The sequence below is a fragment of the Azospirillum palustre genome (genome assembly GCF_002573965.1).
Taxonomy (GTDB): Bacteria; Pseudomonadota; Alphaproteobacteria; order Azospirillales; family Azospirillaceae; genus Azospirillum; species Azospirillum palustre.
This window is the reverse complement of record NZ_PDKW01000042.1, coordinates 885800-912781: the sequence shown is the minus strand read 5'-3', so window position 1 is coordinate 912781 and position 26982 is coordinate 885800. Positions and strand designations below refer to the sequence as shown.

Here is a 26982-nt window from a genome sequence, read left to right as displayed (position 1 = left end):
CGCAATGCGACTGTCGCTCTTGACGCCCGAATACCCACCCGGCGAAAAGCTCGGCGGTATCGCCACGCACACCCACACGATGGCCCGGGCACTGTCGCGGCTGGGCCATACCGTCCAGGTGGTGACCCCATGGAAGGCCGGCGGCCTGCCGGCCGGCACCACCATCGAGGACGGCGTGACGGTGCAGCGCGTCGATCCGGGTCCGCACAGGCATGCGGTCATCGACCGCTTCCGGACCAACCGCCGGCTGGCCGACGCCGTCCGCGCCTTCCGTCCCGAAATAGTCCATGCAGCGGAGTTCGACGCCGACGCCTGGTGGCTGACACGCTTCAGCACCATTCCGGTGGTGACGCGGCTGGCGACCCCGACCGGGCTGGTGATGGACACCAACAGCCAGCCCTGGGTGCCGCACACCCATCTGCTGAACGCGCTGGAGCGCGACCAGACCAAACGCAGCACCGCGATCTACGCCTCCACCCGCGCCATCGCCCGGCGGGTGGCCGATTACTGGCGCATCGCGCCGGAGCTGATCCAGGTCATCCCCAACAGCATCGACGTTGCCGCGGTGGCGGCGAACCGGACGGCCGAACCGCCGATCCCGCTGCCGAAGCGCTTCATCGCTTTCTTCGGCAGGCTGGAGGGGCGCAAGGGCATCGCCACGCTGGGCCGCGCCATCCCAGGCGTTCTGGCCGCCAACCCCGACCTGCATCTAATGATGATCGGCGGCGAGGATTCGGCGAGCGCCGCCGTCATCGACCAGTTCCGCCGCGATGTCGCCCCGGTCGCCGACCGCGTCCATTTCACCGGCGCCCTGCCGCGCAACGACGCGCTGGCCGTGGTGGCGCGGGCCGAGATGGCGGTCGTCCCCTCCCTGTGGGAAAGCTTCGGCTTCGTGGTGGTGGAGGCGATGGCACTGGGCGTGCCGGTGGTCGCCAGCGACTGCGGCGGCTTCCCCGAAATCATCGAGCATGGCCGCACCGGCTGGCTGGTCCCTCCCGGCGAAGCCGAACCGCTGCGCGACATGCTGATCGCCCGGCTGGCCGACCGCGAGGGGCTGAAGGCAGTCGCCGCGGCCGGTCTGGAACATGCGAAGAGCTTCGACGTCGACACCGTCGCCGCCCAGGTCGCCACCCTGCTGGAGAATGCCAAGGCGGAACGCACGCAGGCCGCCGGCTCCGGCATCTACAACAACGGTTACCGCCGCCATTTCCGCCCCGACCACCCCACCACCCCCTTCTACCGCATCTATGACGAGAAGCGGCGCGCGGTGGCGGCGGAGCTGGAACGGCTGCCGCGGATGCGCATCCTCGATGTCGGCGGCGGCTACGGCCGCATCACCGGCCCCTTCGCCGGCCGTCACGACGTGACGCTGCTCGACATCTCCCACGAGATGCTGGCGGAGGCGAAAGAGCGCTTCCCGGCCCTGACCGTCCAGCAGGCCGACGCCCGCAAGCTGCCCTTCCCCGACGACAGCTTCGACCTCGTCATCGCCATGGATCTGCTTTGCCACCTGCCGGATCTGGAAGCCGGCGTGCGCGAGTTGCAGCGGGTGGTCAAGCCCGGCGGCCGGATCGTCTGCGACACCACCAACGCCAACCCGCTGTGGGTGATCGCCTATCCCCGCTATTACCGCTGGCGGCCCGACAGGCTGCTGGCGACCATGCGCTGCCACGGCGTGCTGCCGGAATGGAAGGCGCTGGTCCGCCACCATTGGGCGCCGGAGATGCGCAAGGCCATCGCCGCCACCGGCCTGACCCTGCAGAAGACCGATCATTTCGGCCCGCCGGGGGTGGCGAAATGGCATTTGTGGTGGTGCCGGCGCGGCGGCGGCGGGACGGAGGGCCGCGCATCGTGACCAAACCGCCCCCCAAGCCGCCCTTGCTCCTCTTCTTGGCCCATGGCGGCGATCCGCACCGCGTCGCCATGGCGCCGGTGCTGGCCGCCGCGGCGGAACGCGCCGGATGGACCTTCGACCTCTATTATGACGGGCGCCGCAGCGGACGCCATTTCGGCGGCTGGGAGGACGGCAACCGCACCGAGGCGACCGGCACCGGCAGCCTGATGGCCGGCGGCCGGCATTTGGACCATGCGCTGTGGCTGACCACCTGCTTCCGCGTCGTGGCGCTGGGCGATCCGGCCTCTCCGCTTTGGCCGGTGGTGGAAGCGGGCGGCGAATGCGCCCTGCGCAGCGCCGATCCGGCCGCCCTGTATGACGCCGCCTTCCGTCTGCTGGGCCAGCCGCTGCCGCAGGAGGTCGCGGTGCTGGACATGGCGCCGCAGACCCCGCTCGGCATCGTCGCCGCGCCATTCCTCTATCCGCGGCTGATGGCGGAGCCTTGCCTCGGCATCGACGCCAGTGCCGATGCCGGGCTGCGGCAACGGCTGGAGGCGCTGGGCGCCCGACGCTTTGCCGGTCACTGCGTCGATCCGGTGCGCGCCCGCGCCTTTCCCGGCGGCCTCGATGCGGTCGAGGGCAAGGTGGCGGGGGAGAGCTATGCCAGCTTCAGCGTGGCTTTGGCCCGCCGTCATACCGGATGGGGCCGCGGCACCCTGCTGGGCGATCCCGACCTGATCGCCGCCCAGCTGCCGCTGGCTGCGAGCAAAAGGCTTCTGCCGCTCTATGGCCGGCCGCAGACCGACGTGATCGAACGGGCCGCCGACCTGATCCAGGCCGGGGCCGACCCGGTCTATGGCAGGCAGTTCGACGACCATGACTTCTTCGCTCTCGGCCGGCTGGGCCGCGGCTTGCAGATCGTCGATCCCGACCCGCCCTTCGCCAGCACCGCCGCGGTGCCGCTGCGCATCGCCGAGCCGCCGCGCCCCTTCACCGACTTCGAACCCGACGACGCCACCCTGCGCCGCTGGGCGGCGGAGGGGCGGGTGCTGACCACGCTGGTCCTGTGGTCCGGCATGATCCGCGAGCTGCACTGCATTCCGCGCATTCTCGATCTGGTGGCGGCGACCGGCCTGCGCTGCGGGCTGGTGGTCACCGTCGACAGCCTGACCCAGTCCAGCCCCGCCGACCTCGCTCTGCTGTCGGTGCCGGAAGAGCGTGGCGGCGTGCTGGGCCGGGTGGAGCTTCTGCTGGGCAGCACCGGCCGCGGCGTCTGCGCCGAAGGGGAAATGCCAGACGGCGAGCTGACCCGCCTGCTGTCCGACGCCCGTGCGGAGATCGCCACCATGCTGCCGCCCGGCCTGATGCCGCGCGGCTGGTGGCCGCTGGTCGACTCCCCCCTGGTGCCCGGACACACCCCGCGCCTGCACTGGGAGGAGGGCCGCCCCGTCCTGCGCATCTCCCCGCGCCCCCGCCCGGCAGAAACTCCGGCAGCCAGCGTCGAGGCGCCCCCGGAAGGCACGCCGCGCACGGCACCGCGGACCGGCGCGCCGGCGATGGACGCCCGGCGCCTGATCGGGAATGCGCTGCGCCGCTACCGGCTCGACCGCTTCTACGAGGCGTGGCGGCCCTACGACAGCGCCCGCCCCGGCCCGCTGCGGCCGGAGGTCGCCGCCGCCGTCCGCGCCGCCGGCTTCGATTACATGTGGACCAAGTCCGGTTTCGGCGCGGCCGAGGCGGTGGTGGCGGACGGCGGAGGTGACGGCGGCTTCGTCGCGCTGCCGTTCACCGCCGGCGACTGGGACGGCTGGTCGCCCTTCTACACCATCCGCAACACCGCGCAGGTCCGGTCGGCCGAACGCCGCCTGACGCGCAGCGGGAAGCCGGGATGGCTGGCCTCCAACATCGATTCCATCCTGTGGATGCTGCCCGGAGAGGTTCTGGAAAAGGGACGCGCGCTGTTCCAGGTCGCCCAGCTCGTCGCCAATGGCGGCGGGACCGGAATGCTGGTCAACGTCACCCCCAACACCGTCGCCCGCTATGCCCGGATCCTGGCCGAGGCCAAGGCAGGACACGGCACCCCCGCGCGTCCCGCGCTCCCGCCGGACATCGGCGGCCCGCGGGCGCAGGAGGCATCGCCTGAAACCCGCCAGCCCAGCCGCGACCCGGCAGAGGTCGCCTGAGCCACCACAGCCGTCTTGCAACGCCGCGCACCGTTCGCCCGCTATGAAGGAGTTGAGCCCATGGACGCACCGGAACACCGATTGCCGTCAGGCACGTCCGGTCTCGCCGCCGGCTTTGTCGCACCGCCGGTCGGAACGGGCGCCGACAAGGTCGACGTCAGCCGGCTGGTGCAGATGCTGTGGCGCCAGAAATGGCTGATCCTCGGGCTGACCGCGGTGTTGTGGCTGCCGGCGGTGTTGCTGATCAATGGCATGACCCCGCTCTACAGTTCCTCCACCGTCGTGGTGATCGACCCGCATCCGAACCGCGTCATCAATATTCCCTCCGTCTCCGAGCCGATGGGGATCTATCTCGACACCGTCAACACCGAGGTGGAGATCCTGCGCTCCCGCGATCTCGCCGCCCGCGTGGTCGAGGCGCTGAACCTGGGACAGGAACCGGAATATGCCGCCCCCACCGCCAAGCCCGGCCTGTTCAGCCCGCTGATGGAGGAAGGCCGTACCCTGTTGACGGAAGTGACGGCGATGCTTCCTGATTCCCTGGCCGCCCTGCTGACGCCGCCGCCGCGCCCGGCCGCCCCGACCGGCAACGCGCAGGACAGGGAAGCCGACCGCCTGACCGAGGCGTTCCAGAAGAACCTGCGCATCAGCCCCGGCGTGCAGTCCCGCGCGATCCGCATCACGGTGGAGGCGAAGGACCCGCAGCTTGCCGCCCGCGCCGCCACCGCCGTCGCCGACGCCTATCTCGCCATCCAGGTGGAGGCGAAGCGCAAAGCCACCCAGAACGCCAGCGAATGGCTGCAAAGCCGCCTGGACGAGCTGCGCCAGGATATGACGACCACCGGCCGCGCCGCGGTCGAGGCGATGCGGTCCGAGACCGGCATGGTGAAGGGCCGCGACGCCCCGCTGGTGAACGAGGAGATGTCGGCCTTGAACGGGCAACTGGCGGAGGCGCGCACCGCCCATGCCAATGCCCAGGCCCGGCTGCGCCAGTTGCAGTCGGTCAGGCCCGGCAACCCGGAATCGCTGACCGGCGCCGACATCGGCGGCGATCCGCTGATCACCAGCTTGCGCCAGCGTCAGGCGGCGCTGAACGCCCAGCTCGCGGAATTGCGGGCCCAGTACGGCGACCGCCACCCGGCGCTGAACCGGCCGACCGCCGAACTGCGCGAACTGAACGCCACCCTTGCCACCGAAATCGACCGCGTGATCCGCAGCCTGCGGGGCGAGGTCGAACAGCAGGTCGCCAAAATCCAGGATCTGTCCCGCCGGCTGGAGGGCCTGCGGGCGGAATCCTTCGACACCCTCCAGGCCGACGTGCGGCTGCGCGACCTTCAGCGGCAGGCCGACGCGTCGGACGACAATTACCGCCGCGCCGTCACCCGCCTGAAGGAGACGCAGGTGCTCCAGGCGCTGGAGATGACGCCGGACGTGCGCATCGTGTCGGCCGCCGCCGTTCCGGGCGGCCCGGTCGGGCCGGGCAAGGCGGTGCTCGCCGGGCTGGCCGCGGTCGTCTGCGGCGCCATCGCCACCGGCGTCGCCCTGGTGCGGACCATGCGGCAGCGCGGCGTCTACAGCTCCCATCAGGTCGAGGCGCTGCTGGGCCTGCCCGCGGTCGGCATCGTGCCGCTGCTGGGCCGGGCCAAGCGGTCCGCCCAGCGGAGGGGCCGGGCCGACGACGACCCCTATTCCAACACCGGCGGCGGCGATTTCGCCGAGGCGGTCTGGCGGCTCTGCGCCCGGCTGCATCTGGTCCGCACCGGGGCCGAGCCCGCCAGCGTGAAGGGCGGTGAGGTGGTGATGCTGACCTCGTCGGTGTCGGGAGAGGGCAAGACGACACTGGCCGTGGCGCTCTCCGCCTTCCTCGCCGACACCGGCCGGCGAGTCGTCATCGTCGATTGCGACACCCGCCGGCCGGCGGTGCACCGGCTTCTGGGCGGCGTCCGCCCGCCCAAGGGACTGACCGACCTGCTGGAAGGCGACGCGACGCTCGATCAGGTTCTGCACATCGACGACCGCCGCCGGGTGTCGGTGATCGCCGCCGGCCGGCCGGTCGACCGCCCGCAGATCCTGCTCGGCTCCAAGGCCATGCTGTCGCTGCTGGTCGAGCTGGCCGAACGCTACGACGTCGTCGTCCTCGACACGCCGCCGGTTCTGTCGGTGTCGGACGCGCTGATCCTGGCGCCGCTGGCCGACCGTGTCCTCTACGTCGTGCGCTGGGCACGCACCGCCTCCAGCCTCGCCGGCGCCGGCATCAAGCAGGTGCGGCAGGTCGGCGGGCGGATCGGCGGGGCGGTGCTGTCGATGGTCAACGCCCGCGAACACGCGAATCTCGAATATGGCGCCCGCCCGCCCAGCGGCCGCTCCTATCGCCTGCGCCGCATCGCCTGAGATCGAACCCTTGGCCTCAGGCAAGCGCCGGTCCCTTTCTGGAGAACCCACCATGAAAGTCGCGATCGTCCATTACTGGCTCGTCGGGATGCGCGGGGGCGAGAAGGTCGTCGAAGCCCTGTGCGAGCTGTATCCGGAGGCGGACATCTTCACCCATGTCTACCGGCCGGAACGCATGTCGCCGATCATCCGCAGCCACCGGGTCACCACGACCTTCATCGACCGGCTGCCGATGGCCCACCGGATGTACCAGAAATACCTGCCGCTGATGCCGCTGGCGCTGGAGCAGCTGGACCTCAGCGCCTACGATCTGGTCATCAGCAGCGAATCCGGACCGGCCAAGGGCGTGCTGACGCGGCCCGACGCGCTGCATGTCTGCTACTGCCACACGCCGATGCGCTATGTGTGGAGCGGCTATCACGATTACCTGCATTCGGCCGGCCCGATCGTCCGGCCGCTGATGCCCTATGCCATCCACCGCCTGCGGCAATGGGATCTGGCGACGGCGGCGCGGGTCGACCGCTTCATCGCCAATTCGCACACGGTGGCGCAGCGCATCTGGCGGGTCTATCGCCGCGATGCCACCGTCATCCACCCGCCGGTGGAAACGCAGCGCTTCGCCACCGTCACCTCATCTGGCGGCGGCGACAGGAGCGACCATTACCTGTTCGTCAGCCAGCTCGTCTCCTACAAGCGCGCCGACGTCGCCATCGAGGCGTTCAACCGAATGGGTCGCAAACTGGTCGTCGTCGGCGAGGGGGAGGAGTTCCGGCGCCTGAAGCAGATGGCCGGACCGACGGTGGAGCTGGTCGGCCATTGCTCCCCGGCCGACCTCGACCGCCACTATGCGTCCTGCCGGGCGCTGATCTTCACCGCCAACGAGGATTTCGGCATCGTCCCGGTGGAGGCGATGGCCGCCGGACGGCCAGTGATCGCGCTGAACCGCGGCGGCGCCACCGAGACCGTGCGCGACGGCCTGTCCGGCCTGTTCTTCGACCAGCAGACGCCGGAGGGGGTGATCGAGGCGGTGGAGCGCTTCGAGGCGCAGGAGGCGCGCTTCAATCCCGCCGCCATCCGCGCCCATGCCGCCCGCTTCGACCGCGACGTGTTCAAGGCACGCCTGCGCGAGACCATCGACAGCTGGATGAACGGCGAGGAAGCCTCCCTGGCGCCCGACCGGCCCACGGCGATCAGCCGCCGCGGACGGGAGCTGGCACCGGCATGAACGGCGGAACAACTGCTTCCGTGGCGACCCGTCCGGTATCGCTGGTGCCGATAGACCCCAGCGCCACCGAGCGGCTGGGCGTCACCGTGATCGTCCCCACCTACCGCCGGCCGGACCAGCTGGCCGGTTGCCTGGACGGGCTGGTCCGCCAGACCCTGGCGCCGGTCCAGGTGGTCGTCACCGTGCGCGACAGCGATCCGGAGTCCGCCGAAGTCGCCCGCCGCTACCGCCCCGCCCTGCCCGTCCAGGTCGTCGGCATCGACGTGCCGGGGCAGGTCGCCGCCATCAACCGCGGCATGGACCATGCCATCGGAGATATCATCGCCATAACCGACGACGACGCCGTTCCCCATCCCGACTGGGTGGAGCGGATCGAGGCGTGGTATCGCACCGATCCCCGCATCGGCGGGGTCGGTGGCCGCGACCATGTCTTTCACGGCGACGTGCCGGAGACTGGAGAGGCGGAGATCGTCGGCCGGCTGCAATGGTTCGGCCGCGTCATCGGCAACCACCATCTGGGTATCGGTCCGGCGCAGGACGTCGACGTTCTGAAAGGCGCCAACTGGAGCTTCCGCCGGGCGGCCATCGCCGGCCAAAGGCTGAACACCCGGCTGCGCGGCAGCGGCGCCCAGGTCCGCAACGAGGTCGACTTCTGCCTGCGCCTGTCCCGCCAGGGCTGGCGGCTGGTCTACGATCCGCTGGTGGCGGTCGACCATTTCCCGGCCGTCCGCTTCGACATCGACCAGCGTGGCAGCGACCATTTCCACCCGCTGGCGCAGGAGAACGCCACCTTCAACGACACGCTGGCGCTGATGGCCCATTTCGGCCCGGCCAACCGCGCCGCCTTCGCCGCCTGGGCCATGCTGGTGGGGACCTGCGAGTTTCCCGGGCTGGCGCAATGGGCAAGGCTCAGGCTGCGCGGCGACCGCCATGCCGGGGCGAAGCTGCGCGCCACGCTGCGCGGCCGGCTGGCGGGGATGCGCGACTGGCGGGAGACAGCGGCATGACCTTCGCCACCGCCGGCCAGGATCAAAACCATCTGGCCCATACCCATCACGGCACGGGCGGCCTGCCGTCCCTGGGCAAGCTGGCCGCGCCGGTCTTCTGGTTCCTGGTTGTGATGCCGGTGCTGGTCGGCAAGGCCGGCCTGCTGGAGATCATCTTCCCGGTGGGGGCGCTGGCCGTCGGCGCGCTGCTGGTGACGCGCGACCCGGCCCGCTTCGCCGCCTTCACCTGGTGGCTGTGGTTCCTGACGCCGGAGGTGCGCCGGCTGGTCGATTACCAGGCGGGCTGGAGCGTCATCAGCCCGGTCATGGTGACGCCCTTCGCCGTCGGCGCAATGACCTGTCTGGTGATCGCGCAATATCTGCCGATGCTGCGCTACCGCGCCTATTTCGGCTTCGTGCCGGTGATGCTGGGCATCTTCTACGCCTATTTCAACGGCATCACCCAGGCCGGCATGGCGGCGGCGACCTTCGCGCTGCTGAACTGGCTGGTGCCGGTGACGCTGGGGCTCTATGTCGCCCTGCACTGGCCGCTCTATCCGCAGATCCGCGACGCGGTTCTGCGCGCTTTCGTGCTGGGGCTGGCGTTGGTCGGCGGCTATGGGCTGATCCAATATTTCTTCATGCCGGCCTGGGATGCGCGCTGGCTGATCAATGTCGGCATGACCAACCAGGGCATGCCGCTGCCGATGCAGGTGCGGGTGTTCAGCACGCTGAACTCCTCCGGCCCGCTGGCCTTCCTGCTGGTGACCGGGCTGGCGGTGCTGCCGGCGGCCCGCGGCATCCTGGTGCCGATTGCCGGCGCGCTGACGCTGGGGTCGCTGCTGCTCAGCCTGGTGCGGGCGGCGTGGCTGGCCGGGCTGTTCACCTTCGCCTGGCTGCTGCTGACCATGCCCGGCCGGCACCGCTTGCGGCTGGTCGCCGTCGGCGTCGGTCTGGTGCTCTGCTCCCTGCCGCTGCTGAGCGTGCCATTGGTCAACCAAGCCATCGTCTCCCGCTTCGACACGCTGAATTCGATGGAGAACGACCGCAGCTACCAGGAACGGCAGGAGTTCTACGGCCGCTTCCTGATCCAGGCGCTGACCGAGGTGCGCGGCGCCGGGCTCGGCACCATCGACACCGCGACCAAGCTGACCAACGAGGACGGTCAGTTGGGCGCAATGGCCTTCTTCGACAGCGGCATCCTGCGCGTGCCCTACGAACTCGGCTGGCCCGGCACGCTGGGCTACGTCGCCGGGATCATCGCGCTGACGGTGGGCATGCTGCGCCGCGGCGGGGCGCCGCCCGACCCCTTCGCCCGCTGCGCCGAGACCGCTGCGCTGACGATCCTCCTCTGCATGGTGTTCGAGCACACGCTGGTGAAGGTCACGGGCGTCGGCTTCTGGTTCTTCCTGGGCATGGCGATGGCCGCCAAGAACCATGGGCTCGCCACCCGGCAGGTCGCCGCCGAGCAAACAACCGTCGAGCAAGCCGCCGCACGCCAACTCCAAGAGGACAAGCAATGGACGGAAGCCTGATCCTGCCCGGCGCCCTGCCGGAGGAGATGCGGGAGGCCAGCGTGCTCCAGCTTGGGCTGGGTTGGTTTCCGGAAACCCATGGCGGGGCGGAGAACATGTTCTACAACCTCGCCCGCCATCTGCCGCAGCAGGGCATCGCCTTCTCCGGGCTGGTGCTGGGCACCGTTTCCGAAACGCTGGACAATGGCGCCCGCATCGCCAGCTTCGCGCCGCCTTCGGCCTCCCTGCCGCGCCGGATGGTGGCGGCACGGACCGCCATCGCGGAGGCGTTGCGCCGGCAGGCGCCGGACCTCGTCGCCTCACATTTCGCGCTGAACACGGTGGGGGCCCTGCCGGCCCTGCGCAACCGCCCGATGGTCGTCCATTTCCATGGCCCCTGGGCGCTGGAAAGTGCGGCGGAGGGGGCCGGCCCGCTGGCGGTGCGGCTGAAATTCATGGTGGAGCGGTTGGTCTATCGCCGCGCCACCCGCTTCGTCGTGCTGTCCCGGTCCTTCGCCACCGTTCTGGCCGAGCGCTATGGCGTACCGCCGGAGCGCATCCACCGGGTGCCGGGCGGCGTCGATGCCGACCGCTACGACCTTCCCGACAGCCGGCAGCGGGCGCGCGTGCGGCTCGGCTGGCCGCAGGGGCGTCCCACCGTGCTGACGGTGCGCCGGCTGGTGAAGCGCATGGGGCTGACGGCGCTGGTCGATTCCATGGCGGAGCTGCGCCGCCGGGTGCCGGACGTGCTGCTGGTCGTCGCCGGGCGCGGGCCGGAGGCGGCAGCCCTTCAGGATCGCATCGGCGCGCTGGGGCTGGAGGAGCATGTGCGGCTGCTGGGCTTCGTTCCCGATGCCCATCTTCCGCTGGCCTACCGCGCCGCCGATCTGTGTGTGATGCCGTCCCAGGCACTTGAGGGCTTCGGCCTGACCGCGCTGGAATCGCTGGCGGCCGGCACCCCGGTGATGGTCACCCCGGTCGGCGGGCTGCCGGAGGTGATGGAGGGGCTGGACGGCGACCTCGTGCTCGCCGGGACCGACGCACGGTCCATCGGCATCGGCCTTGCGGAGGCGCTGACCGGCGTCCGCCGCCTGCCGGATGCCGACGCCTGCCGGGCCCTGGTCCGCAGCCGCTTCGATTGGCCGGTGATCGCCGCCCGTACCGCCGCGGTCTACCGCGGCGCCCTGCAATGAGCATCCCGTCATGAGCACGGTGGTCATCCTCTGCGACCATGCCCACCCCAGCGGCGGGCTGGCCAAGGTCGCCATCGCGGGCGCCGTCGGCTTGGCCGGGCGCGGCCACCGGGTCCAGTTCTTCACCGCCGTGCCGCCCATCGATCCGGCCCTGCTGACCGACGGCATCACCGTCCATTGCCTGGAACAGGCCGACCTGAAGGGCAATGCCGACCGTGTGCAGGCGGCGCTGCGGGGGCTCTGGAACCGCGAAGCGGCGCGTGCGCTGGAGAGCCTGCTTGCCGGCTGCCCGGCCAACGACACGGTGATCCATATCCATGGCTGGGCCAAGGCGCTGTCGCCCAGCGTCTTTCCGGTCTGCCGCAAATCCGGCCTGCCGGTGCTTCTGACCCTGCACGATTATTTCCCGCTCTGCCCCAACGGCGCCTTCTTCGTCTTTCCCGACGGCGTCAACTGTCCGCACCGGGCGCTGTCTGCCGGCTGTCTCGCCACCGACTGCGACGCCCGCGCCCTGCATCACAAATGGTGGCGGGCGGCCCGCCATGCGGCAGGCGCGCTGGCCGGCGGCTTCACCGGGGGCATGGCGCTGGTGACGCTCAGCGACCGCCAGCGCGCGGTGATTGCCCCTCACCTGCCACCCGGCACCATGACCCTGCCGATTCCGAACCCGGTCGAGGTGCCGGACGGGATCAGGGCTCGCGGTCCGGCTCCGGTCGCCGACAACCGCCACATGCTGTTCGTCGGCCGCCTGTCGCGCGAGAAGGGGGCCGCCCTGCTGGCCGAAGCGGCGGCCGAAGCCGGTTGCCCGGTGCGCTTCATCGGCGACGGCGACGAGATGGAGACGGTCCGCCGGCTGAACCCGGAGGCGGAGCTTGCCGGCTGGCTGCCGCCCGATGGAGTGCTGGAGGAGGTGCGGCGGGCGCGCGCCCTGGTGGTTCCGTCGCTGTGGTACGAGACCTTCGGCCTCGCCGCCTATGAAGCGCTGGCGAATGGCGTCCCCATCATCGTCAGCGACAATTGCGCGGCGGCGGAGGCGGTACTGTCCGGCGAGAACGGTTTCCTGTTCCGCAGCGGCGACGCCGCCGACCTCGCCCGCTGCCTGAAGCTGTTCGCCCACGATGCGGAGGTGACGCGGATGGGCCGCAACGCCTACGATCGCTATTGGCAAGCGCCCTTTACCCTGGACCGCCATCTCGACCGGGTGGAGGAGGTCTATCGCGCCGCCCTCAGCGGAGGGCTCCAGCGGCCGGCGCGGGTTCGTGTCCCATGAATGACCGAACCGGCAGCCGCATCGGCAGGCGTGCGCTGCTGTCCGCGGCCCTGGCACTGCCGGCTGCCGCATCCGCCGCCGTCACTGCCGGAGCGTCCCCGGACAAGCCATCGCGCCCGTCTCTCACCCCACCCTCCGGCCTGCCCCCCGACCAACCGCCACGGAACGGCCCGGCCCTGTCGATCCGCGACCGCGGTGCCATCGGCGACGGGCGCAGCCATCCTCTGTCGGAACGCTACAAGACCCTGGAGGCGGCGCGGCGCGTCTATCCGCATGCCCGTTCCTTGGACCAGGAATGCGATTGGGCCGCTCTGCAAGGCGTTGTCCTGGATCTGTCGCGCAGCGGCCAGGGCGGGACGGTGCTGGTGCCGCCGGGCCAGTACCGTCTGGACGGCGAGATCGTCCTGCCCAACCTCGACCGCTACGACGATGCCTTCAACGAGGTCGAGATCGTCGGCGCCGGGATGCGGGCCTCGCTGCTGTCCTGGCCGGAGGATCTGGGGCCGGGCCGCTTCGCCATCCGTGCCGGCAGCCGGCAGGCCGCCCGCAACGACAACAAGGGCTATCAGCGCAGCCGCATCGCGCATCTCAGCCTGCGCGGACCGAAGCCCGGCAACCGGCCGGGCGATGCGCCGCCGGGCATGGGCGGGGTGGCCCTGACCTCCCGCTTCCTGCTGGAACGGGTCGGGGTGTACGGTTTCCGCGCCGGGGTGGATGTCTGGCGCGACCATTCCTCGCTGATCTCCTGCCAGTTGACCAAGAACCATATCGGTGCCTACTGGTCGGCGGGAACCGACAGCTTCGGCGATCATCTGTTCCTCGACACCGATCTCGCCGGCAACACGCTGGCCTCCATCGCCGTGGCGCCGGAGAACGGCATCGATCATGCCAGCTTCATTTCCTGCCATTTCGGTTTCTCGCCCTACGCCATCCTGGCGGAGGACGGGGCGCCGAAGCGGACATTCCTGTCGAACAACAAATTCCTCGACTGCGCCTTCGAGGCCTGCGGCAATGGCTGGATCCAGGGGCCGATGGCGGAGATGTACGGCAATGTCCTGATCGGCTGCAGCGGGTCGCTGCTGCCCGACTATCGCCTCGCCGGACGGCCGGTCACCGGCCTGATCGTGGTGCGGTCGCTGGAGCGCAACCGGTTCACCGGCGGCAGCGCCAGCTTCGGCGACGGCACCAACGACCGCGCCGCCGACATCGAGACCGCGGCCGTGGTGGCATCCTCGGCCGTCGGCAACCGGTTTGAGGATGCGGAACGATTGATCCGTCTCGGCCGCGACGGGTTCGCTCCGGCGCTCAGCATCTCCGGCACCTGCCGCGCCAACCGGTTCGAGGCGGTGGACTGCGCCGGCGAGTTCCGCAGGGTGGGCTCCGGCGGCGTCGATGCCGGCAATCTGGTGCAGCGCGATTATGACCGGGTGCGCCGGCTGGAGCAGGACCGCCCGGCCGATGGCGTCGCCCTGACCTCCGCCCCTGCCGGCGGCGTCGTGCCGGTCGCCACCAGCGGCACCGCGCCAGTCGGCAAGACCCGCCCCGCCATCCGCATGGGCAGCCTGTTGCGCCCCGCCGGCGGCGTTCCACAACGGGTCGACTCCTCTGCCGGCCCCGCGGCTGCGGTGGGCGTGGCCGTGGCGGACGCCCCGGCGGGAAGCGACAGCGTGACGATGGATTTGCGGCTGGGAGTGCGCTGACGGCACCCGGTCAGGGGGCCGATCCGGCCAACAGCCCCCGCCCCTCGACCGCCCGCCCCGAGCATCCCGGCTCCTCCAGCAGGTCGGCATACTGCCCGGCCGTCACCGACCAGTCCCGGCTCTCGGCGATGCGGCGCCCGGCCTCCCCCATGCGGCGGCGGAGCGCCGGGTCGGCCGCCAGACTGCGCATCGCCTGCACCAACTCGGCATGGGCGTCCGGGCGATCCAGCACGATGGCCGCCCCGTCCTCCAGCAGCCGGCCGGCACCGGCCAGACGCGTGGTGACGACCGGCAGCCCGCTCGCCGCCGCTTCCAGCAGGACGAGGCCGAAGGGCTCGTAGCGGGTCGGGAAAACGAACAGGTCGGCCGCCCGCATCAGCGCCGCCACGTCGCGCCGGTGGCCAAGGAAGCGGACCCGTTGCTCCACCCCCAACGCCCGCGCCATCGCCGGGAATGGACCGCCCCGCTCGTCGCCGACCACCGCCAGCGCCAGCGCCAGATCCGGCACCTCGGCCAACGCGCGCAGCACACCGTCCAGATTCTTGCGGTCGCTGCGGGCATCGCCGACGAACAGCGCCACCGGCCGGCCGGGAGGCAAGCCGAACAGCGCCGGATCCGGCGTTCCCGGACGGAATTCTTCGACATCGACGCCATTGTCGATCACGCTCAGCCGCCCGGGCACGATGCCGTCCCGGCGCAACTCGTCCGCCACGGTGCGCGACACCGCCACCAGCCGGCCGGCACGGCGGAAGCTCCAGCGCTCGAACCCGACATTCAGCAGCGTGTAGAGCGCCCGGTAGAGCGACAGGGGCGAGACGCCCTTGCGGATCGGATGGGTGGGGGAACGCATCCAGGCGGAATGGACGAAATGCACCGCGTTCACGTCCGACCGCGCCCAGCTGACGAAGCCGTTCACCACCACCCTGTCCAATCCCGGCTGACCATTTCCCCGGCGCCTTTCCCGTGCCAGCGCCCGGCTGGCCCGCCATGCGAACAGCTGGTCCTTCGCCAGCTGCGTCGGCACCCCTCCCCCGTCGATGCGAACCCAGTTTAGGCGCGGATGACACGCCAGTTCGTCCGCCAGTTCCGACGCGATGGCGACGACCTCGTGCCCGCGGCGAAGCAGTTCGTCGACCACGACCGCGTTCACGCGTCCCTGGCCGTCATGGCGGACGATCTTCTGCGTAACGACGGCGATGCGCAGGGATTCGGTGCGCATAGGGGGATCTCCTGCCCTGCCTGATCTGCGGTATCGGCGGCGGTTCGTGCCGCAGTGGACCATGGAGGCGGAGCGGACACCAAACAAACGAAAGATACGATCTCCACACAACAGGCTTAAGACTGCCGATGTCGGATTCAGTCTTTCAGCGTCTAAAGCATTCGCGGACTCAAAATCGATTTTTTTGGAAGAGTCAAAGATGAGTCAGAGTCATGTCCCAAGATTGACTCTCTCAATTACATAAACTTTCGTGCGACTACTCCTAACGAGAAGGGTAATCCGACCGATACGGGTAATCCCGTTTTGGAAGATCTTAATATCCGATTAATAGGAGTCGTGCCGATGCCGTCCACCGGGTCCAATCTCATCGATGTCACCTTTGCGATAGACGCTTGGGGACAGGCTGCCGGCGGCATCTGGCCGCATCTGGCGCTCAAGCTCGATGGTGCGACCATCGGTCAGGCGACGGTGAACAGCAGCACCGCCGGCCGTTACACGATCACCGCAAAGGTCGCCGCCGGCAGTGCGCACAACCTTCAGCTCGTCTATGACAATGACGGGGTGGTCGGCGGCGCCGACCGCAACCTGTTCGTCCGCGCCGTGGCGGTGAACGGCACCTCGATTGCCGTCACCGACCCGTCGGTCACCTATGACAAGGGCGCGGTCGACGGGAAGGACGTGGTGAAGGGGCAGGAGGGTCTCTATTGGGGCGGCGCCCTGAACATGCCGCTGCCCGCCTCGCTGTTCCCCGTCCCCACGGCGACCGATGCCGCCGAGGCGGTGGTCGCGACCCCGGCGGCGACCAAATCCTTCAGCGTGGTCGTCAATGCCTGGGGCACCAGTGCCGGCGGCGTGCCGCCGCATTTCAAGCTTCTGGTCGACGGCAAAATGGTGGGCGATGCCAAGGTGGCCGCCACCAGCCAGACCGCCTACAAGTTCACGGTCGATCTCGATCCGGCCCTGGCGCACAAGGTCCAGGTCCAGTACGACAACGACGCCGTTGTCAACGGCCAGGACCGCAGCCTCTATGTCGGCTCCGTCGTGGTGAACGGCCACAGCGTCGCCTCGACCGCCGCAGGCGTCACCTATGACCGCGGCGCGCTGGACGGCAAGGACGTCATCGCCGGCCAGCAGGGCCTGTGGTGGAACGGCACGCTCAGCATTCCCGTCAGCAAGGACATGCTGGCCAGCGGCGCGACGACCACTCCCACGGCGCCGACCGCTCCCACCACTCCCACAATTCCGACGGCGCCGGCCGCCACGCTGCCGAAGAACGACCACAGCGCCAGCGCCGGGGTCAGCAGCGAGCGTCCGCCGCTGATGTCGGACGTGTCGACCATCTCCTGGGGCGCCGACCGCGGGCTGGCGCCGCAGCACCTGTTCTGGGAATCGGTGCCCGATTATGCCAATGCCGCCCATCTGAAGGAAACCCGCGATGTCGCCGCCGGCCATCTGGCCGACGGGGTGATGCCGCTGATCGGCTTGCAGCTGTGGGAGGATACCTTCGAGTTCTCGCAGAACGGCGGCGAGTTCGCCAATCTGGGCGGCCACAAGGCGTGGGTGTCATGGGTCAAGGCCCATCCGCAGTATCTGGGACGCGACGGCGACGGCAATGTCCTGAACTCCGACAGCAGCAATCCCTATGGCTGGGGCTATGTCAGCCCGCTGATGCCGCTGGACGCCAAGGATGCACCGGCCGGTTGGACCGGCGGCACCGCCCATTACGCCGACTGGATGGCCGACAAGCTGGGCCGCCTGTCCGCCCTGACCGGCACCCGCGGGTACGAGCTGGCCGACTTCTTCGACGGCAGCCCGCATTCCGGCGTGATGGACTTCTTCAATTCGCGCATGATCGCCGAATTCAGCAGCAAGACCGGCATCAAGGTGGCCGGCAGCACGCTGGCGCAGCAGGCACAGGACATCGTCGACAACCACCCGACCCAGTGGCTGGACTATTTCGTCGACGGCTGGGCCTATGGCTGGAAGGCGCTGGACGACGCCATCGTCAAGAACACCGGCAAGGCCGCCTGGCTGACCACCCAGGTGTCCTTCACCCCGGCGGCGATGCGCGAATTCGCCGGCGTCGATGCCCGCGTGATCGCCGACAAAATGAACGAGAAGGACATCCTGTTCAACGTGCAGACCCTCGAACGCTTCGAGATGCAGCACAAGCAGGCCCCGGCCTCCTACGAGCAGGCGATGCTGGGCATCCATGCCGCCCGCGCGCCGGACGCCCATTTCGGCCACATGATGTCCTCGTCGGAGGATGATTACTGGGGCGCGGTGAACAGCCTCTACACCGGCGTCACCGGCACGGTCCGCGATGAGCTGGGCTGGGGCCGGCTGGAACAGACCTGGCTTCAAAGCGGCTGGACCATGATCGCCGACGACCAGGGCGGCGTCCGCCGGGCGGCGGAGCAATGGTCGCGCAGCTATCACGACTGGGGCGAGGTGAAGCAGCCCTGGCTGGACATGCTGCGCGACATCGTGCCGACCCGTCCCTTCGGCCCAGCGCTCTATTACAGCGCCAACGCCGAAAAGGCGATGAATGCGCTGGAGCCGGCCGGCAACTCCATCGGCAATGCCTATCTCGGCGAATTGCTGGAGCCGATCACCAAGCTGCACGATGCCGGCGTGCCCTTCGGCTATTACGTCAGCGACGCCGCCCTGTCGTCGATGACCAAGGCCAGCGCGCCCAGCGCCTTCATCATCCCGCAAGCCACATATGAGGGGCATACTCTGTTCAGCGACGCCGAGATCGCGGCCCTGAAGGCCAAGGCCCCGGTGCTGATCGGCGACGAGGCGCTGAACTACCACCATCCGCTCAGCTTCACCGACAAGGATCCGGATGCCCAGATCACCGGATACGGCTTCTACGACCAGAAGGACCGGCTGATCGTCGTCGCCTCCGACCGCGTCGATTTCAACGACACCGCGGCGCGCAAGGCCGTGGCCACCCATGTGGAATTGCAGCTCGCCAACGGCCACTACACGGTCCAAGATCTGATGCACAACACCACCCAGGGTTTCGACGTGGTGAATGGCGTCGGCGGCTTCGACACCACCATCTCCCGCTGGGACACCGGCGTCTATGCCATCACCCACGACGTGGTGGCATAAGGCGGCGGCCAAGACACAGCTAGCCGGAACGAAAATGGAGCCCCGTCCAGGCGGGGCTCCATTTTCGTTTCCATGGTCAACGAAGATTCTCCTGGCAACCGCTGTTTAAGAGTCTATATTATCGATGGTGAACTGGCGCGGATCGGACAGATTACAAGTCAAGGCATCTAATATAAGTTGATTTGCCGTGGCGTTTTTCTTCTTAGTATGGCAAAATCGTTTGGCCCCCTTCCCTTCGGACCCGCTACGATTGGCGATATCCCTTGGAGCCACCACTGTCTTTGTCGGTTAATCATCTCTATCCCGGCACACGAGGATGGCTTATTACTGCTGTCCGCCTGACAGGGGACTCCGCCCTGACAGGGTGATTCTCACCCCCACTGAGCCTGGAACAATTCCAAAAGTGCAGCAGACAATGCCGTGAGTGCCGGATCATAGTTTGATCTAAATTCGAACGGGCGAGCACGACACCAGCGATACAACGTGCATCGTCCATCGGAATTGCGGCATTGCGCGGCCATGCGCGGCGGCATCGGAGACTGCGGAGGCAACGGTCCGAACGGGGGGCCGAAGGTAGGACGCCGGGCATAGAATCCGGCAAACCTGAATTGCCACGCACCGGCACCGCCGACGTCCAAGCACAGCGTCCAGGGGGGAAAGCCTGCCTTCCGGCCGCGCAATGCCGTCCGCCAATTCGTCTATTCCTGGGGGAGACGGACATGTCCGATCGCATTCGTGTGATTGTTCACAACCAAAGCCGATTGCTGCGCGAATCCATCCTGAACATTCTTGATGATTGCTTCGAGGTCATCGACCCGCAAAGCCGGCTTGTAACCGGACTTTCACCCAAGACGATGTGGAACGGCAGAACGAACAGCGCCGCCGACCGCTATTCCGACGGGTTCTCCGCCAGGGGGGCCGTGGCCACGCTGGAGGCGCCGCCTGGAAACGGCTCCGGAACCGGCAATCCCGACCGATCCGCCGACATCGTGCTGTTCGATCTGGCCTCGCTGAAAACCGACGCCTGGAATTTCCGCAGCTGGTACGGCGAGCAGGCCAAGCTTGCGATGATCGCCGACGAATTTTCCGCCCACCACATGCGGATGGCCCTGCGCTTCGGCGTGCGCGGCTATCTCCTGAACCGGATGGCGCCGGCCGCCTTCGTGCTGTCCCTGCGCCTGATCCATGCCGGCGAGCCGGTGGTGCCGGAGGAATGCTTCGATTACTTCTCTCCCACCGCACTGCGCCGCGGTGGCGAGGATGGGGCGATGGCCCAGCATGAAACCGAATTGCTGGGTTATCCCGGGCTCTATCCGCGTCACGCCCGCATCCTGAAGCTGATCATGGACGGATGCAGCAACAAGGAAATCGCGCGCGAGATGTTGATGACGGAAGATCTCGTGAAGCTTCATGTCCGCCACATCATGCAGACCATCAACGTCCGCAACCGCACCCAGGCCGCCCTGTGGGCCGCCCAGAGCGGCATCATCCAGGAGATGGAGTATTTCCTGGAGCGGACTGCGCCGTAAGCCGGGGTATCCCCTCTCCCGGCGGGAGAGGGGGGACAGGCGTCAGGCCGGAACCACGGTGTTGCCGAGGAAGGCTTCGAACTGGTCGATCGGCAGCGGCCGGCTGATCAGATAGCCCTGGATGCGGGTGCAGCGCTGCTGGCGCAGCATGTCGGCCTGTTCCTGTGTCTCCACCCCCTCGGCGATGGTGTCGAAGCCAAGGCTTTCGGCAAGATTGACGATGGTGCCGACGATGGCCGGATCGGTGGTCGACTTCACGATGTCGCGGACGAAGCTGCGGTCGATCTTCAGCGTGTCGATGGGGAAGCGCTTCAGATAGGCCAGCGAGGAATAGCCGGTGCCGAAATCGTCGATGGACAGGCGGACGCCGATGTCCTTCAACCCGTTAAGGATCGTCACCGCCTTCTCGATGTCGCCGATCATCGCACCTTCGGTCAGCTCCAGTTCCAGCCGGTCGGCCGGGATGCCTGCCGATTCAACCACGCTGCGCACGAAACCGACGAGGCGGGCGTCCTGGAACTGGCGCGGCGACAGGTTCACCGACACCGAGGGGATCGGCAGGTCGCGCCGGATCCAGTCGGCCAGCCGCCGGCAGGATTCGATCAGGGTCCAGGCGCCGATTTCCCAGATCAGGCCGGTTTCCTCGGCAAGCGGGATGAACTCCGCCGGGCTGACCACGCCGCGGACCGGGTGGCGCCAGCGGATCAGCGCCTCCGCCCCGATGGTGCGGTTGCCGTCCAGATCGATCTTGGGCTGGAAATGCAGTTCGAACTCGTCACCGCCGCTGGCCCGGCGCAGGTCGCTCTCCAGCCCGAGCGTGAAGCCTGACCGCTCGCGCATCCCGTTGTCGTAGAAGACGTATTTGTGCTCCGGATTGCGCTTGGCGTGGTACATCGCCAGATCGGCGTTGCGCAGAAGCTGGTCCGCCGTCTCGCCGTCGTCGGGATAGAAGGCGATGCCGATGGACGCGCCGCAGAAAAGCTCTTGATTGTGGACGCTGAACGGCTCCGACATCGAATAGAGCACTTTTTCCACCAGCCGGGCTCCGGCGGAGCGGTCGGCGGCGTCGGGCGCCACGATCAGGAACTCGTCCCCGCCCAACCGCCCGACGGTGTCGGTCATGCGGGTGCAGTTGCGCAGGCGCCGGGCCACCAGTTTCAGCAGTTCGTCGCCGGCATGGTGGCCCAGCGTGTCGTTCACCTGCTTGAAGCGGTTGAGGTCGAGGAAGGCGACGGCGACTTTGCTCTTCGTCCGCTGGGCGCGGACGATGGCCTCCTCCAGCCTTTCGCAGACCAGCCAGCGGTTGGGCAGGTCGGTCAGCCGGTCGAAGCTGGCCTGATAGCGGATCTGGTGTTCCTGCGACTTGCGCTGGCTGATGTCGGCGATGGTCAGGACGTAATGTTCCAGCACACCGTTCGGCGCGCGGACCGACGTCACCGACAGGGCGGCGGCGAAGGCGTCGCCCGAATGGCGGAAGCTGGTGACCTCCCCCTGCCAGCGGCCAGCCTGGCGCGCCGTGGTCCAGATGGCGTCGACGAACTCCCGCTCGTGCGAGCCAGGGGCGAAGAGCACCAAAGGCTTGCGGAGCAGCTCCTCGCGCTGGAAGCCTGTCATGATCTCGTAGGCCGGGTTGATCGCCTGGACGGTCAGTTCGGGATCGACGATCAGGATGCCGTCGGCGACGCTGTCGAACACGGTGGCGAGCAGCCGGATCTTCTCCTCATGCTGCTTGCGCTCGGTGATGTCCTGGACGGTGCCTTCGTAATAGCGGATGCGGCCGGCGGCGTCGCGCACGCAGCGCGCACTTTCCGAAATCCAGATGATGGAGCCGTCGCGGCGGAAGACGCGCGCCTCGAAGCAGAGGACGCGGTCCTGGCGGGCCATCAGGTCGGCGAAGGCCTCGCGCTTGCCGGGATCGACATAGAGCTGGCAGGCGATGTCGGTGAGGTTGGCGATCAGGTCTTCGGGCGAAGCATAGCCGTAGATATCGGCAAGCGCCGGATTGACCCGCAGGTAACGGCCGTCGACGGTGGTCTGATAGATGCCTTCGACAGCATTCTCGAAGATGCTGCGATACTGCTCTTCAGTGTCGTGACTCATTGTACGCGCCTCATCCGACGCCGATCCCGAACCGCCTGGAAACAACATAGGCCTGCAACTCAAACAACGATTGTGGAACTGCCATCTTTCCGCAATGCGGCAAAGTAGACGCCGGTTCGATGAAGCCCGTCAAGCGACATCGCCTGTACTGTCTCATAGTACGAAGGGAAAATATAACAAAAAGGTAACCGTTCCTGACCATTACCGGCACATCAGACCCACGCCATTGCTCAGCGCATTGATTCGCAACGATAGTCTGGCGAGCTACGGTTAAAATTCTGAAAGACTTCTCCGCTATGTCCCTCGCTGCAACGGACACTCGCTTGTCTGGAGTCATAATCGTTCTTGTGCGAATGATTGATTTTTATTCAGCACTGCCCGGTCTTTGAGCAACACCGGTTCTTCTTTGCGTTGCAGCCTCGTCGCGGCGGTCGAAATGCCGCCGCTTTGCTGCATTCCAGCGTTTGGCACATCCCGTGCAATGAGTCTCCCGTTCAAGCCAACGGCGGTTTGACCAGCGCGGACCCAAAGACTGCGGCCCGCACCCAAATCACACGCACTGCGTCCTTCCTCCTCCCGCCCCGCACCGGACCGGTGCCGCGCGGATCGTACCGGACGCTGCCGTGCCGTTTCTTCAGCGCTTGTTCCAAGGGGACTTGTCATGTCGTATCTCGTGCCCTCCGAGTTCGTCACCAAAATGGTGGACGCCGGCGAATCCAAGATTTTCATGTCCACCCGCGACACGATCATCCGCGCCTACATGGCCGGAGCGATCCTGGCGCTGGCGGCGGTCTTCGCCGTCACGGTCACGGTCCAGACAGGCTTTCCGATCATCGGCGCCATCCTGTTCCCCGTCGGCTTCTGCATGCTGTATCTGCTGGGCTTCGACCTGCTGACCGGCGTGTTCGTGCTCACCCCGCTGGCGCTGATCGACAAGCGGCCGGGCGTCACCATCGGCGGCGTGCTGCGCAACTGGGGGCTGGTGTTCGTCGGCAATTTCCTGGGCGCGCTGACGGTGGCGGTGATGATGGCCGTGGTCTTCACCTACGGCTTTTCGACCCCGCCGGACAAGGTCGGCACCGTCATTTCCCACATCGGCGAAAACCGGACGCTGGGCTACGCCCAGTATGGCGCGGCAGGAATGCTGACCATCTTCCTGCGCGGCATGCTGTGCAACTGGATGGTCTCCACCGGTGTCGTCGGCGCCATGATCTCCACCTCGGTCAGCGGCAAGGTGATCGCCATGTGGATGCCGATCATGCTGTTCTTCGGCATGACCTTCGAGCATTCGGTGGTGAACATGTTCCTGTTCCCGTCGGCGATGCTGATGGGCGGTAACTTCTCGGTCATGGACTACATGATCTGGAACGAGCTGCCGACGGTCCTGGGCAACCTGATCGGCGGCCTCGCCTTCACCGGCCTGACGCTTTACGCCACCCATGTCCGCACGGCACCCAAGCGCCGCCTGCAGCAGCCCCACCTGCAACCGGCCGAATAAGCCGCCCTGCCCGTCCGTCCGCCATCCCCCCGGTCCGCCCTGGACCGGAGGAAGCGGAGTTTTCCTTGAGCGGGGCCGGTATCGTGAAAGAGCTGCGGATCTCCATCGGCCAGTGGTCCGACAAGGGGCGCAAGGAGACCAATCAGGATTTCCATGGAGCCCTGATCCCGGCCGCGCCGCTGCTGGGCATGAAGGGCATCGCGGTGGCGCTGGCCGACGGCATCAGCACCAGCCGGGTCAGCCACATCGCCAGCGAATCCGTGGTGAAGAGCTTCCTGACCGACTATTATTGCACGCCGGAAAGCTGGTCGGTCAGGATGGCGGCGCAGCGGGTTCTGGCGGCGACCAATTCCTGGCTGCACGCCCAGAACCGGCGCAGCGAATACCGCTACGACCAGGACCGCGGCTATGCCTGCACGCTGAGCGCGCTGGTGTTGAAATCGGCCACCGCGCACCTGTTCCATGTCGGCGATTCCCGAATCTACCGCCTCGCCGGCCGGTCGCTGGAGCAGCTGACCGACGACCACCGCGTGGTGGTGTCGTCGGAGGTCAGCTATCTCGGCCGGGCGATGGGCGTGGTGCCGCATGTCGAAATCGACTGCCGCGAGCTGCCGGTGGAACCCGGCGATGTTTTTCTGCTGGCGACCGACGGCGTCTATGAGCATATCGATGCCGAATTTTTAATCAGCACAATCGACAGGCATCCGGACGACCTCGACCGCGCAGCCCGATTCGCGGTGGAAGAGGCGTTGCGGCGCGGCAGCACGGACAATCTGACCCTCCAGATCATCCGAATCGATGCGGTTCCCGACGCCGATGCCGGCGACCTGTTCCACCGGCTGTCCGACCTGCCCTTGCCGCCCCTGCTGGAGCCGAGGACGGAGTTCGAGGGATACCGCATTCTTCGGGAGTTGCACGCCAGCAGCCGCAGCCATGTCTATCTGGCCCAGGACGGTGCAGGCGGCCCAGGGGTGGGCCCGGCGGTGGCGCTGAAGGTGCCGGCCATCGACCGGCGCGACGACCGCGCCCACCTCCGCCGCTTCCTGATGGAGGAGTGGATCGCCCGCCGGCTCAACAGCCCCCATGTGCTGAAGCCGCCGCCGCAGAGCCGGCCGCGCCGTCACCTCTATGTCGTCACCGAGTATATCGAGGGGCAGACGCTGACCCAGTGGATGCGCGACCACCCCAGTCCTGACCTGCCCGCCGTGCGCGCCATCGTCGAGCAGATCGGCAAGGGGTTGCAGGCCTTCCACCGGCTGGAGATGCTGCATCAGGATCTGCGGCCCGACAATGTGATGATCGACGGCACCGGAACGGTGAAGATCGTCGATTTCGGATCGGTCCTGGTTCCCGGCATCCTGGAAACCATGCCCGACGCCGACCGCGGCGAGATTCTGGGCACGCTGCAATACACCGCGCCTGAATATCTGCTGGGGGAAGGCGGAACGCCGGCGTCGGACCTCTATGCGCTGGGGGTCATGGCCTATCAGATGCTGACCGGCCGCCTGCCCTACGGCGCCGATGCGGCGACGGCCACCACGCGGGCGCGCCAACGCAAGCTGGTCTACCGCACCGCCCTGGACGACCGGCGGGCGGTTCCCGCCTGGATCGACGGGGTGCTGCGCAAGGCGGTCCACCCGGACCCGGCCAAGCGCTATCGGGAATTGTCGGAGTTCCTGTACGACCTGCGCCATCCGCGCAAGCAGGCGGCGGGCATGCGGCGCCGGCCGCTGATCGAGCGCAACCCGCTGGCCTTCTGGCAGGGGCTGTCGGCGCTGCTGGCATTGGCCGTGCTGATCCTGCTGGCCGGCCGGGTCTGACCGGCCCGCCAGCAGGAGGAACGGGCTGTCAGTGCCCGTGGGCGACCTTGGCGCCTTCCTTCAGCTTGAACAGGCGCGAGCAGTAGGGGCATTCGACCTGCCCTTCGCGATCCAGCGTCAGATAGACCAGCGGATGGCCCAGCGCGCCGCCGCCGCCGTCGCATCCGACGGTCGAGGTTTCAACAAGGATCGTCTCGGTCGGCTGCATAGCAGTCATCCTCTGTTTTGACAGGCGCGCCGGTTCACGCCATCGTGGACACGCCCGCTGTCCGGGTCCCCGATCAGGGTTCCGCGCGCGCGGGCCGGATGATACCCATCGCGCGCCGCGGATCAACGGGGGAAACCACCGGACGCCGGGGCTTTTTCGCAAACCGCAAACATCATGGTTCAGGATCAATGGCCGCGCCAACCGACACCCCCACGCCCGTCTCGCTCCCGGCCAACGCGGTCGAGCTGCGCGGCCTGACCAAGATCTACCAGCCGACCGGCAAAGCCGGGCCGAAGCACGCGCTGAAGGGCATCGACCTCGTCATTCCGCGCGGGTCGCTGTTCGGGCTGCTCGGCCCCAACGGCGCCGGCAAATCGACGATGATCAATATCCTCGCCGGGCTGGTGAACAAGACCGGCGGCACCGCCACCATCTGGGGGCATGAGGTGGCCGACCATCCGCGCCGTGCCCGCGCCTCCATCGGCGTGGTGCCGCAGGAACTCAACATGGACCCCTTCTTCACCCCGCGCGAGATGCTGGAGCTTCAGGCCGGCCTCTATGGCGTGCCGAAGAAGGAGCGGCGGACGGACGAGCTGCTGGACGCCGTCGGGCTGGCCGACAAGGCCGACGCCCATGCCCGCTCACTGTCGGGCGGCATGAAGCGCCGGCTGATGGTGGCAAAGGCGATGGTCCACACCCCGCCGGTGCTGATCCTGGACGAGCCGACCGCCGGCGTCGATGTCGAGCTGCGCCGCCAGCTGTGGGAGTATGTGCGCACGCTGAACAAGTCCGGCACCACCGTCCTGCTGACCACCCATTACCTGCAGGAGGCGGAGGAGCTGTGCGACACCATCGCCATCATCAACCACGGGCAGGTGGTGGCGTGCGAGCCGAAGACCACCCTGCTGCGCCGGGTCGACAACAAGGCGCTGTGCCTGACCTTGGACCGCGACCTGAGCGCCGCCCCGCCCTCGCTGGAAGGCTATACGGTGGAGCTGCCGGAACCGCGGCGGATGGTTGTCCGCTACCACCCGAGCCGTCAACGGGCCGGGGCCATCCTGTCGGCTCTGGCGGCAGCCGGAATTGGGATCGTCGATGTCACGACCGAAGAGTCGGATCTTGAAGATATATTCCTCCAACTGACGGGTGGTGCGCACAGCGACACAGGGGTAATCCATGCGGCATAGCGGAT

The 26982-nt window shown here is 68.0% G+C and carries 17 protein-coding genes; 14 read left to right on the top strand and 3 right to left on the bottom strand.

Annotation, left to right across the window (positions count from 1 at the left end; all coding sequences use genetic code 11):
- Positions 1 to 4 precede the first annotated feature (4 nt).
- Genes CRT60_RS21555 through CRT60_RS21515 form a run of 9 tightly spaced genes read left to right on the top strand, consistent with a single transcriptional unit; the run spans position 5 to position 14296 of the window.
- Positions 5 to 1855 (top strand): glycosyltransferase, encoded by a 1851-nt coding sequence (locus CRT60_RS21555; protein WP_098738553.1) that lies wholly within the window; start codon positions 5 to 7, stop codon positions 1853 to 1855.
- A complete protein-coding gene (locus CRT60_RS21550; protein ID WP_193548454.1) occupies positions 1852 to 4017 on the top strand; it encodes a hypothetical protein in 2166 nt (721 codons plus the stop codon). The genes CRT60_RS21555 and CRT60_RS21550 overlap by 4 nt, the downstream gene beginning before the upstream one ends.
- Before the next feature lie 60 nt (positions 4018 to 4077).
- Complete coding sequence (locus CRT60_RS21545; protein WP_098738552.1) at positions 4078 to 6408, top strand: GumC family protein; 2331 nt, start codon at positions 4078 to 4080, stop codon at positions 6406 to 6408.
- Between the two features lie 52 nt (positions 6409 to 6460).
- The gene (locus CRT60_RS21540; RefSeq protein WP_098738551.1) at positions 6461 to 7633 is read left to right on the top strand and encodes a glycosyltransferase; all 1173 of its coding nucleotides are present in this window, start codon (positions 6461 to 6463) and stop codon (positions 7631 to 7633) included.
- 20 nt (positions 7634 to 7653) lie between these two features.
- Positions 7654 to 8640, top strand: a complete 987-nt coding sequence (locus CRT60_RS21535) for a glycosyltransferase family 2 protein (RefSeq protein WP_244592685.1) — start codon at positions 7654 to 7656, stop codon at positions 8638 to 8640.
- Positions 8637 to 10154, top strand: a complete 1518-nt coding sequence (locus CRT60_RS21530) for an O-antigen ligase family protein (RefSeq protein WP_244592684.1) — start codon at positions 8637 to 8639, stop codon at positions 10152 to 10154. The genes CRT60_RS21535 and CRT60_RS21530 overlap by 4 nt, the downstream gene beginning before the upstream one ends.
- Complete coding sequence (locus tag CRT60_RS21525; RefSeq protein WP_244592683.1) at positions 10139 to 11326, top strand: glycosyltransferase family 4 protein; 1188 nt, start codon at positions 10139 to 10141, stop codon at positions 11324 to 11326. The genes CRT60_RS21530 and CRT60_RS21525 overlap by 16 nt, the downstream gene beginning before the upstream one ends.
- 10 nt (positions 11327 to 11336) lie before the next feature.
- Positions 11337 to 12596 (top strand): glycosyltransferase family 4 protein, encoded by a 1260-nt coding sequence (locus CRT60_RS21520; protein ID WP_098738549.1) that lies wholly within the window; start codon positions 11337 to 11339, stop codon positions 12594 to 12596.
- Entirely contained in the window at positions 12593 to 14296 is a 1704-nt protein-coding gene (locus CRT60_RS21515; protein WP_098738548.1) for a hypothetical protein, read from the top strand. The genes CRT60_RS21520 and CRT60_RS21515 overlap by 4 nt, the downstream gene beginning before the upstream one ends.
- Before the next feature lie 10 nt (positions 14297 to 14306).
- Here the strand turns inward: CRT60_RS21515 and CRT60_RS21510 are convergent, their stop codons facing one another.
- Positions 14307 to 15515, bottom strand: a complete 1209-nt coding sequence (locus CRT60_RS21510) for a glycosyltransferase family 4 protein (RefSeq protein WP_098738547.1) — start codon at positions 15513 to 15515, stop codon at positions 14307 to 14309.
- Positions 15516 to 15857: 342 nt separating this feature from the next.
- Here CRT60_RS21510 and CRT60_RS21505 point away from each other — a divergent pair, with 342 nt between their 5' ends.
- Both CRT60_RS21505 and CRT60_RS21500 read left to right on the top strand, forming a co-directional pair.
- Complete coding sequence (locus CRT60_RS21505) at positions 15858 to 18635, top strand: carbohydrate-binding domain-containing protein (RefSeq protein WP_244592682.1); 2778 nt, start codon at positions 15858 to 15860, stop codon at positions 18633 to 18635.
- A 509-nt stretch (positions 18636 to 19144) separates the two neighbouring features.
- Complete coding sequence (locus CRT60_RS21500) at positions 19145 to 20164, top strand: LuxR C-terminal-related transcriptional regulator (protein WP_244592681.1); 1020 nt, start codon at positions 19145 to 19147, stop codon at positions 20162 to 20164.
- A gap of 42 nt (positions 20165 to 20206) precedes the next feature.
- On the opposite strand, the gene CRT60_RS21495 is transcribed toward CRT60_RS21500, so the two are convergent.
- Positions 20207 to 22264: a sensor domain-containing protein gene (locus tag CRT60_RS21495; RefSeq protein ID WP_098738544.1), complete on the bottom strand. Its 2058-nt coding sequence runs from the start codon at positions 22262 to 22264 to the stop codon at positions 20207 to 20209.
- 661 nt (positions 22265 to 22925) lie between these two features.
- On the opposite strand from CRT60_RS21495, the gene CRT60_RS21490 reads away from it, so the two are divergent.
- A complete protein-coding gene (locus tag CRT60_RS21490) occupies positions 22926 to 23762 on the top strand; it encodes a formate/nitrite transporter family protein (protein ID WP_098738543.1) in 837 nt (278 codons plus the stop codon).
- Positions 23763 to 23827: 65 nt separating this feature from the next.
- Complete coding sequence (locus CRT60_RS21485) at positions 23828 to 25582, top strand: bifunctional protein-serine/threonine kinase/phosphatase (RefSeq protein WP_244592680.1); 1755 nt, start codon at positions 23828 to 23830, stop codon at positions 25580 to 25582.
- 28 nt (positions 25583 to 25610) lie between these two features.
- Here the strand turns inward: CRT60_RS21485 and CRT60_RS21480 are convergent, their stop codons facing one another.
- Positions 25611 to 25790: a zinc-finger domain-containing protein gene (locus CRT60_RS21480; RefSeq protein ID WP_412504566.1), complete on the bottom strand. Its 180-nt coding sequence runs from the start codon at positions 25788 to 25790 to the stop codon at positions 25611 to 25613.
- A gap of 188 nt (positions 25791 to 25978) precedes the next feature.
- On the opposite strand from CRT60_RS21480, the gene CRT60_RS21475 reads away from it, so the two are divergent.
- Positions 25979 to 26977: an ABC transporter ATP-binding protein gene (locus CRT60_RS21475; RefSeq protein ID WP_098738542.1), complete on the top strand. Its 999-nt coding sequence runs from the start codon at positions 25979 to 25981 to the stop codon at positions 26975 to 26977.
- The last annotated feature ends 5 nt before the right edge of the window (positions 26978 to 26982 follow it).

Excerpts from the sequence above, each read along its gene's own strand:
- CRT60_RS21555 (WP_098738553.1), top strand. The coding sequence starts at position 5 with ATGCGACTGTCGCTCTTGACGCCCGAATACCCACCCGGCGAAAAGCTC.
- CRT60_RS21545 (WP_098738552.1), top strand. The coding sequence starts at position 4,078 with ATGGACGCACCGGAACACCGATTGCCGTCAGGCACGTCCGGTCTCGCC.
- CRT60_RS21540 (WP_098738551.1), top strand. The coding sequence starts at position 6,461 with ATGAAAGTCGCGATCGTCCATTACTGGCTCGTCGGGATGCGCGGGGGC.
- CRT60_RS21530 (WP_244592684.1), top strand. The coding sequence starts at position 8,637 with ATGACCTTCGCCACCGCCGGCCAGGATCAAAACCATCTGGCCCATACC.
- CRT60_RS21525 (WP_244592683.1), top strand. The coding sequence starts at position 10,139 with ATGGACGGAAGCCTGATCCTGCCCGGCGCCCTGCCGGAGGAGATGCGG.
- CRT60_RS21520 (WP_098738549.1), top strand. The coding sequence starts at position 11,337 with ATGAGCACGGTGGTCATCCTCTGCGACCATGCCCACCCCAGCGGCGGG.
- CRT60_RS21515 (WP_098738548.1), top strand. The coding sequence starts at position 12,593 with ATGAATGACCGAACCGGCAGCCGCATCGGCAGGCGTGCGCTGCTGTCC.
- CRT60_RS21510 (WP_098738547.1), bottom strand. The coding sequence starts at position 15,515 with ATGCGCACCGAATCCCTGCGCATCGCCGTCGTTACGCAGAAGATCGTC.
- CRT60_RS21505 (WP_244592682.1), top strand. The coding sequence starts at position 15,858 with ATGCCGTCCACCGGGTCCAATCTCATCGATGTCACCTTTGCGATAGAC.
- CRT60_RS21495 (WP_098738544.1), bottom strand. The coding sequence starts at position 22,264 with ATGAGTCACGACACTGAAGAGCAGTATCGCAGCATCTTCGAGAATGCT.
- CRT60_RS21490 (WP_098738543.1), top strand. The coding sequence starts at position 22,926 with ATGTCGTATCTCGTGCCCTCCGAGTTCGTCACCAAAATGGTGGACGCC.
- CRT60_RS21480 (WP_412504566.1), bottom strand. The coding sequence starts at position 25,790 with ATGCAGCCGACCGAGACGATCCTTGTTGAAACCTCGACCGTCGGATGC.
- CRT60_RS21475 (WP_098738542.1), top strand. The coding sequence starts at position 25,979 with ATGGCCGCGCCAACCGACACCCCCACGCCCGTCTCGCTCCCGGCCAAC.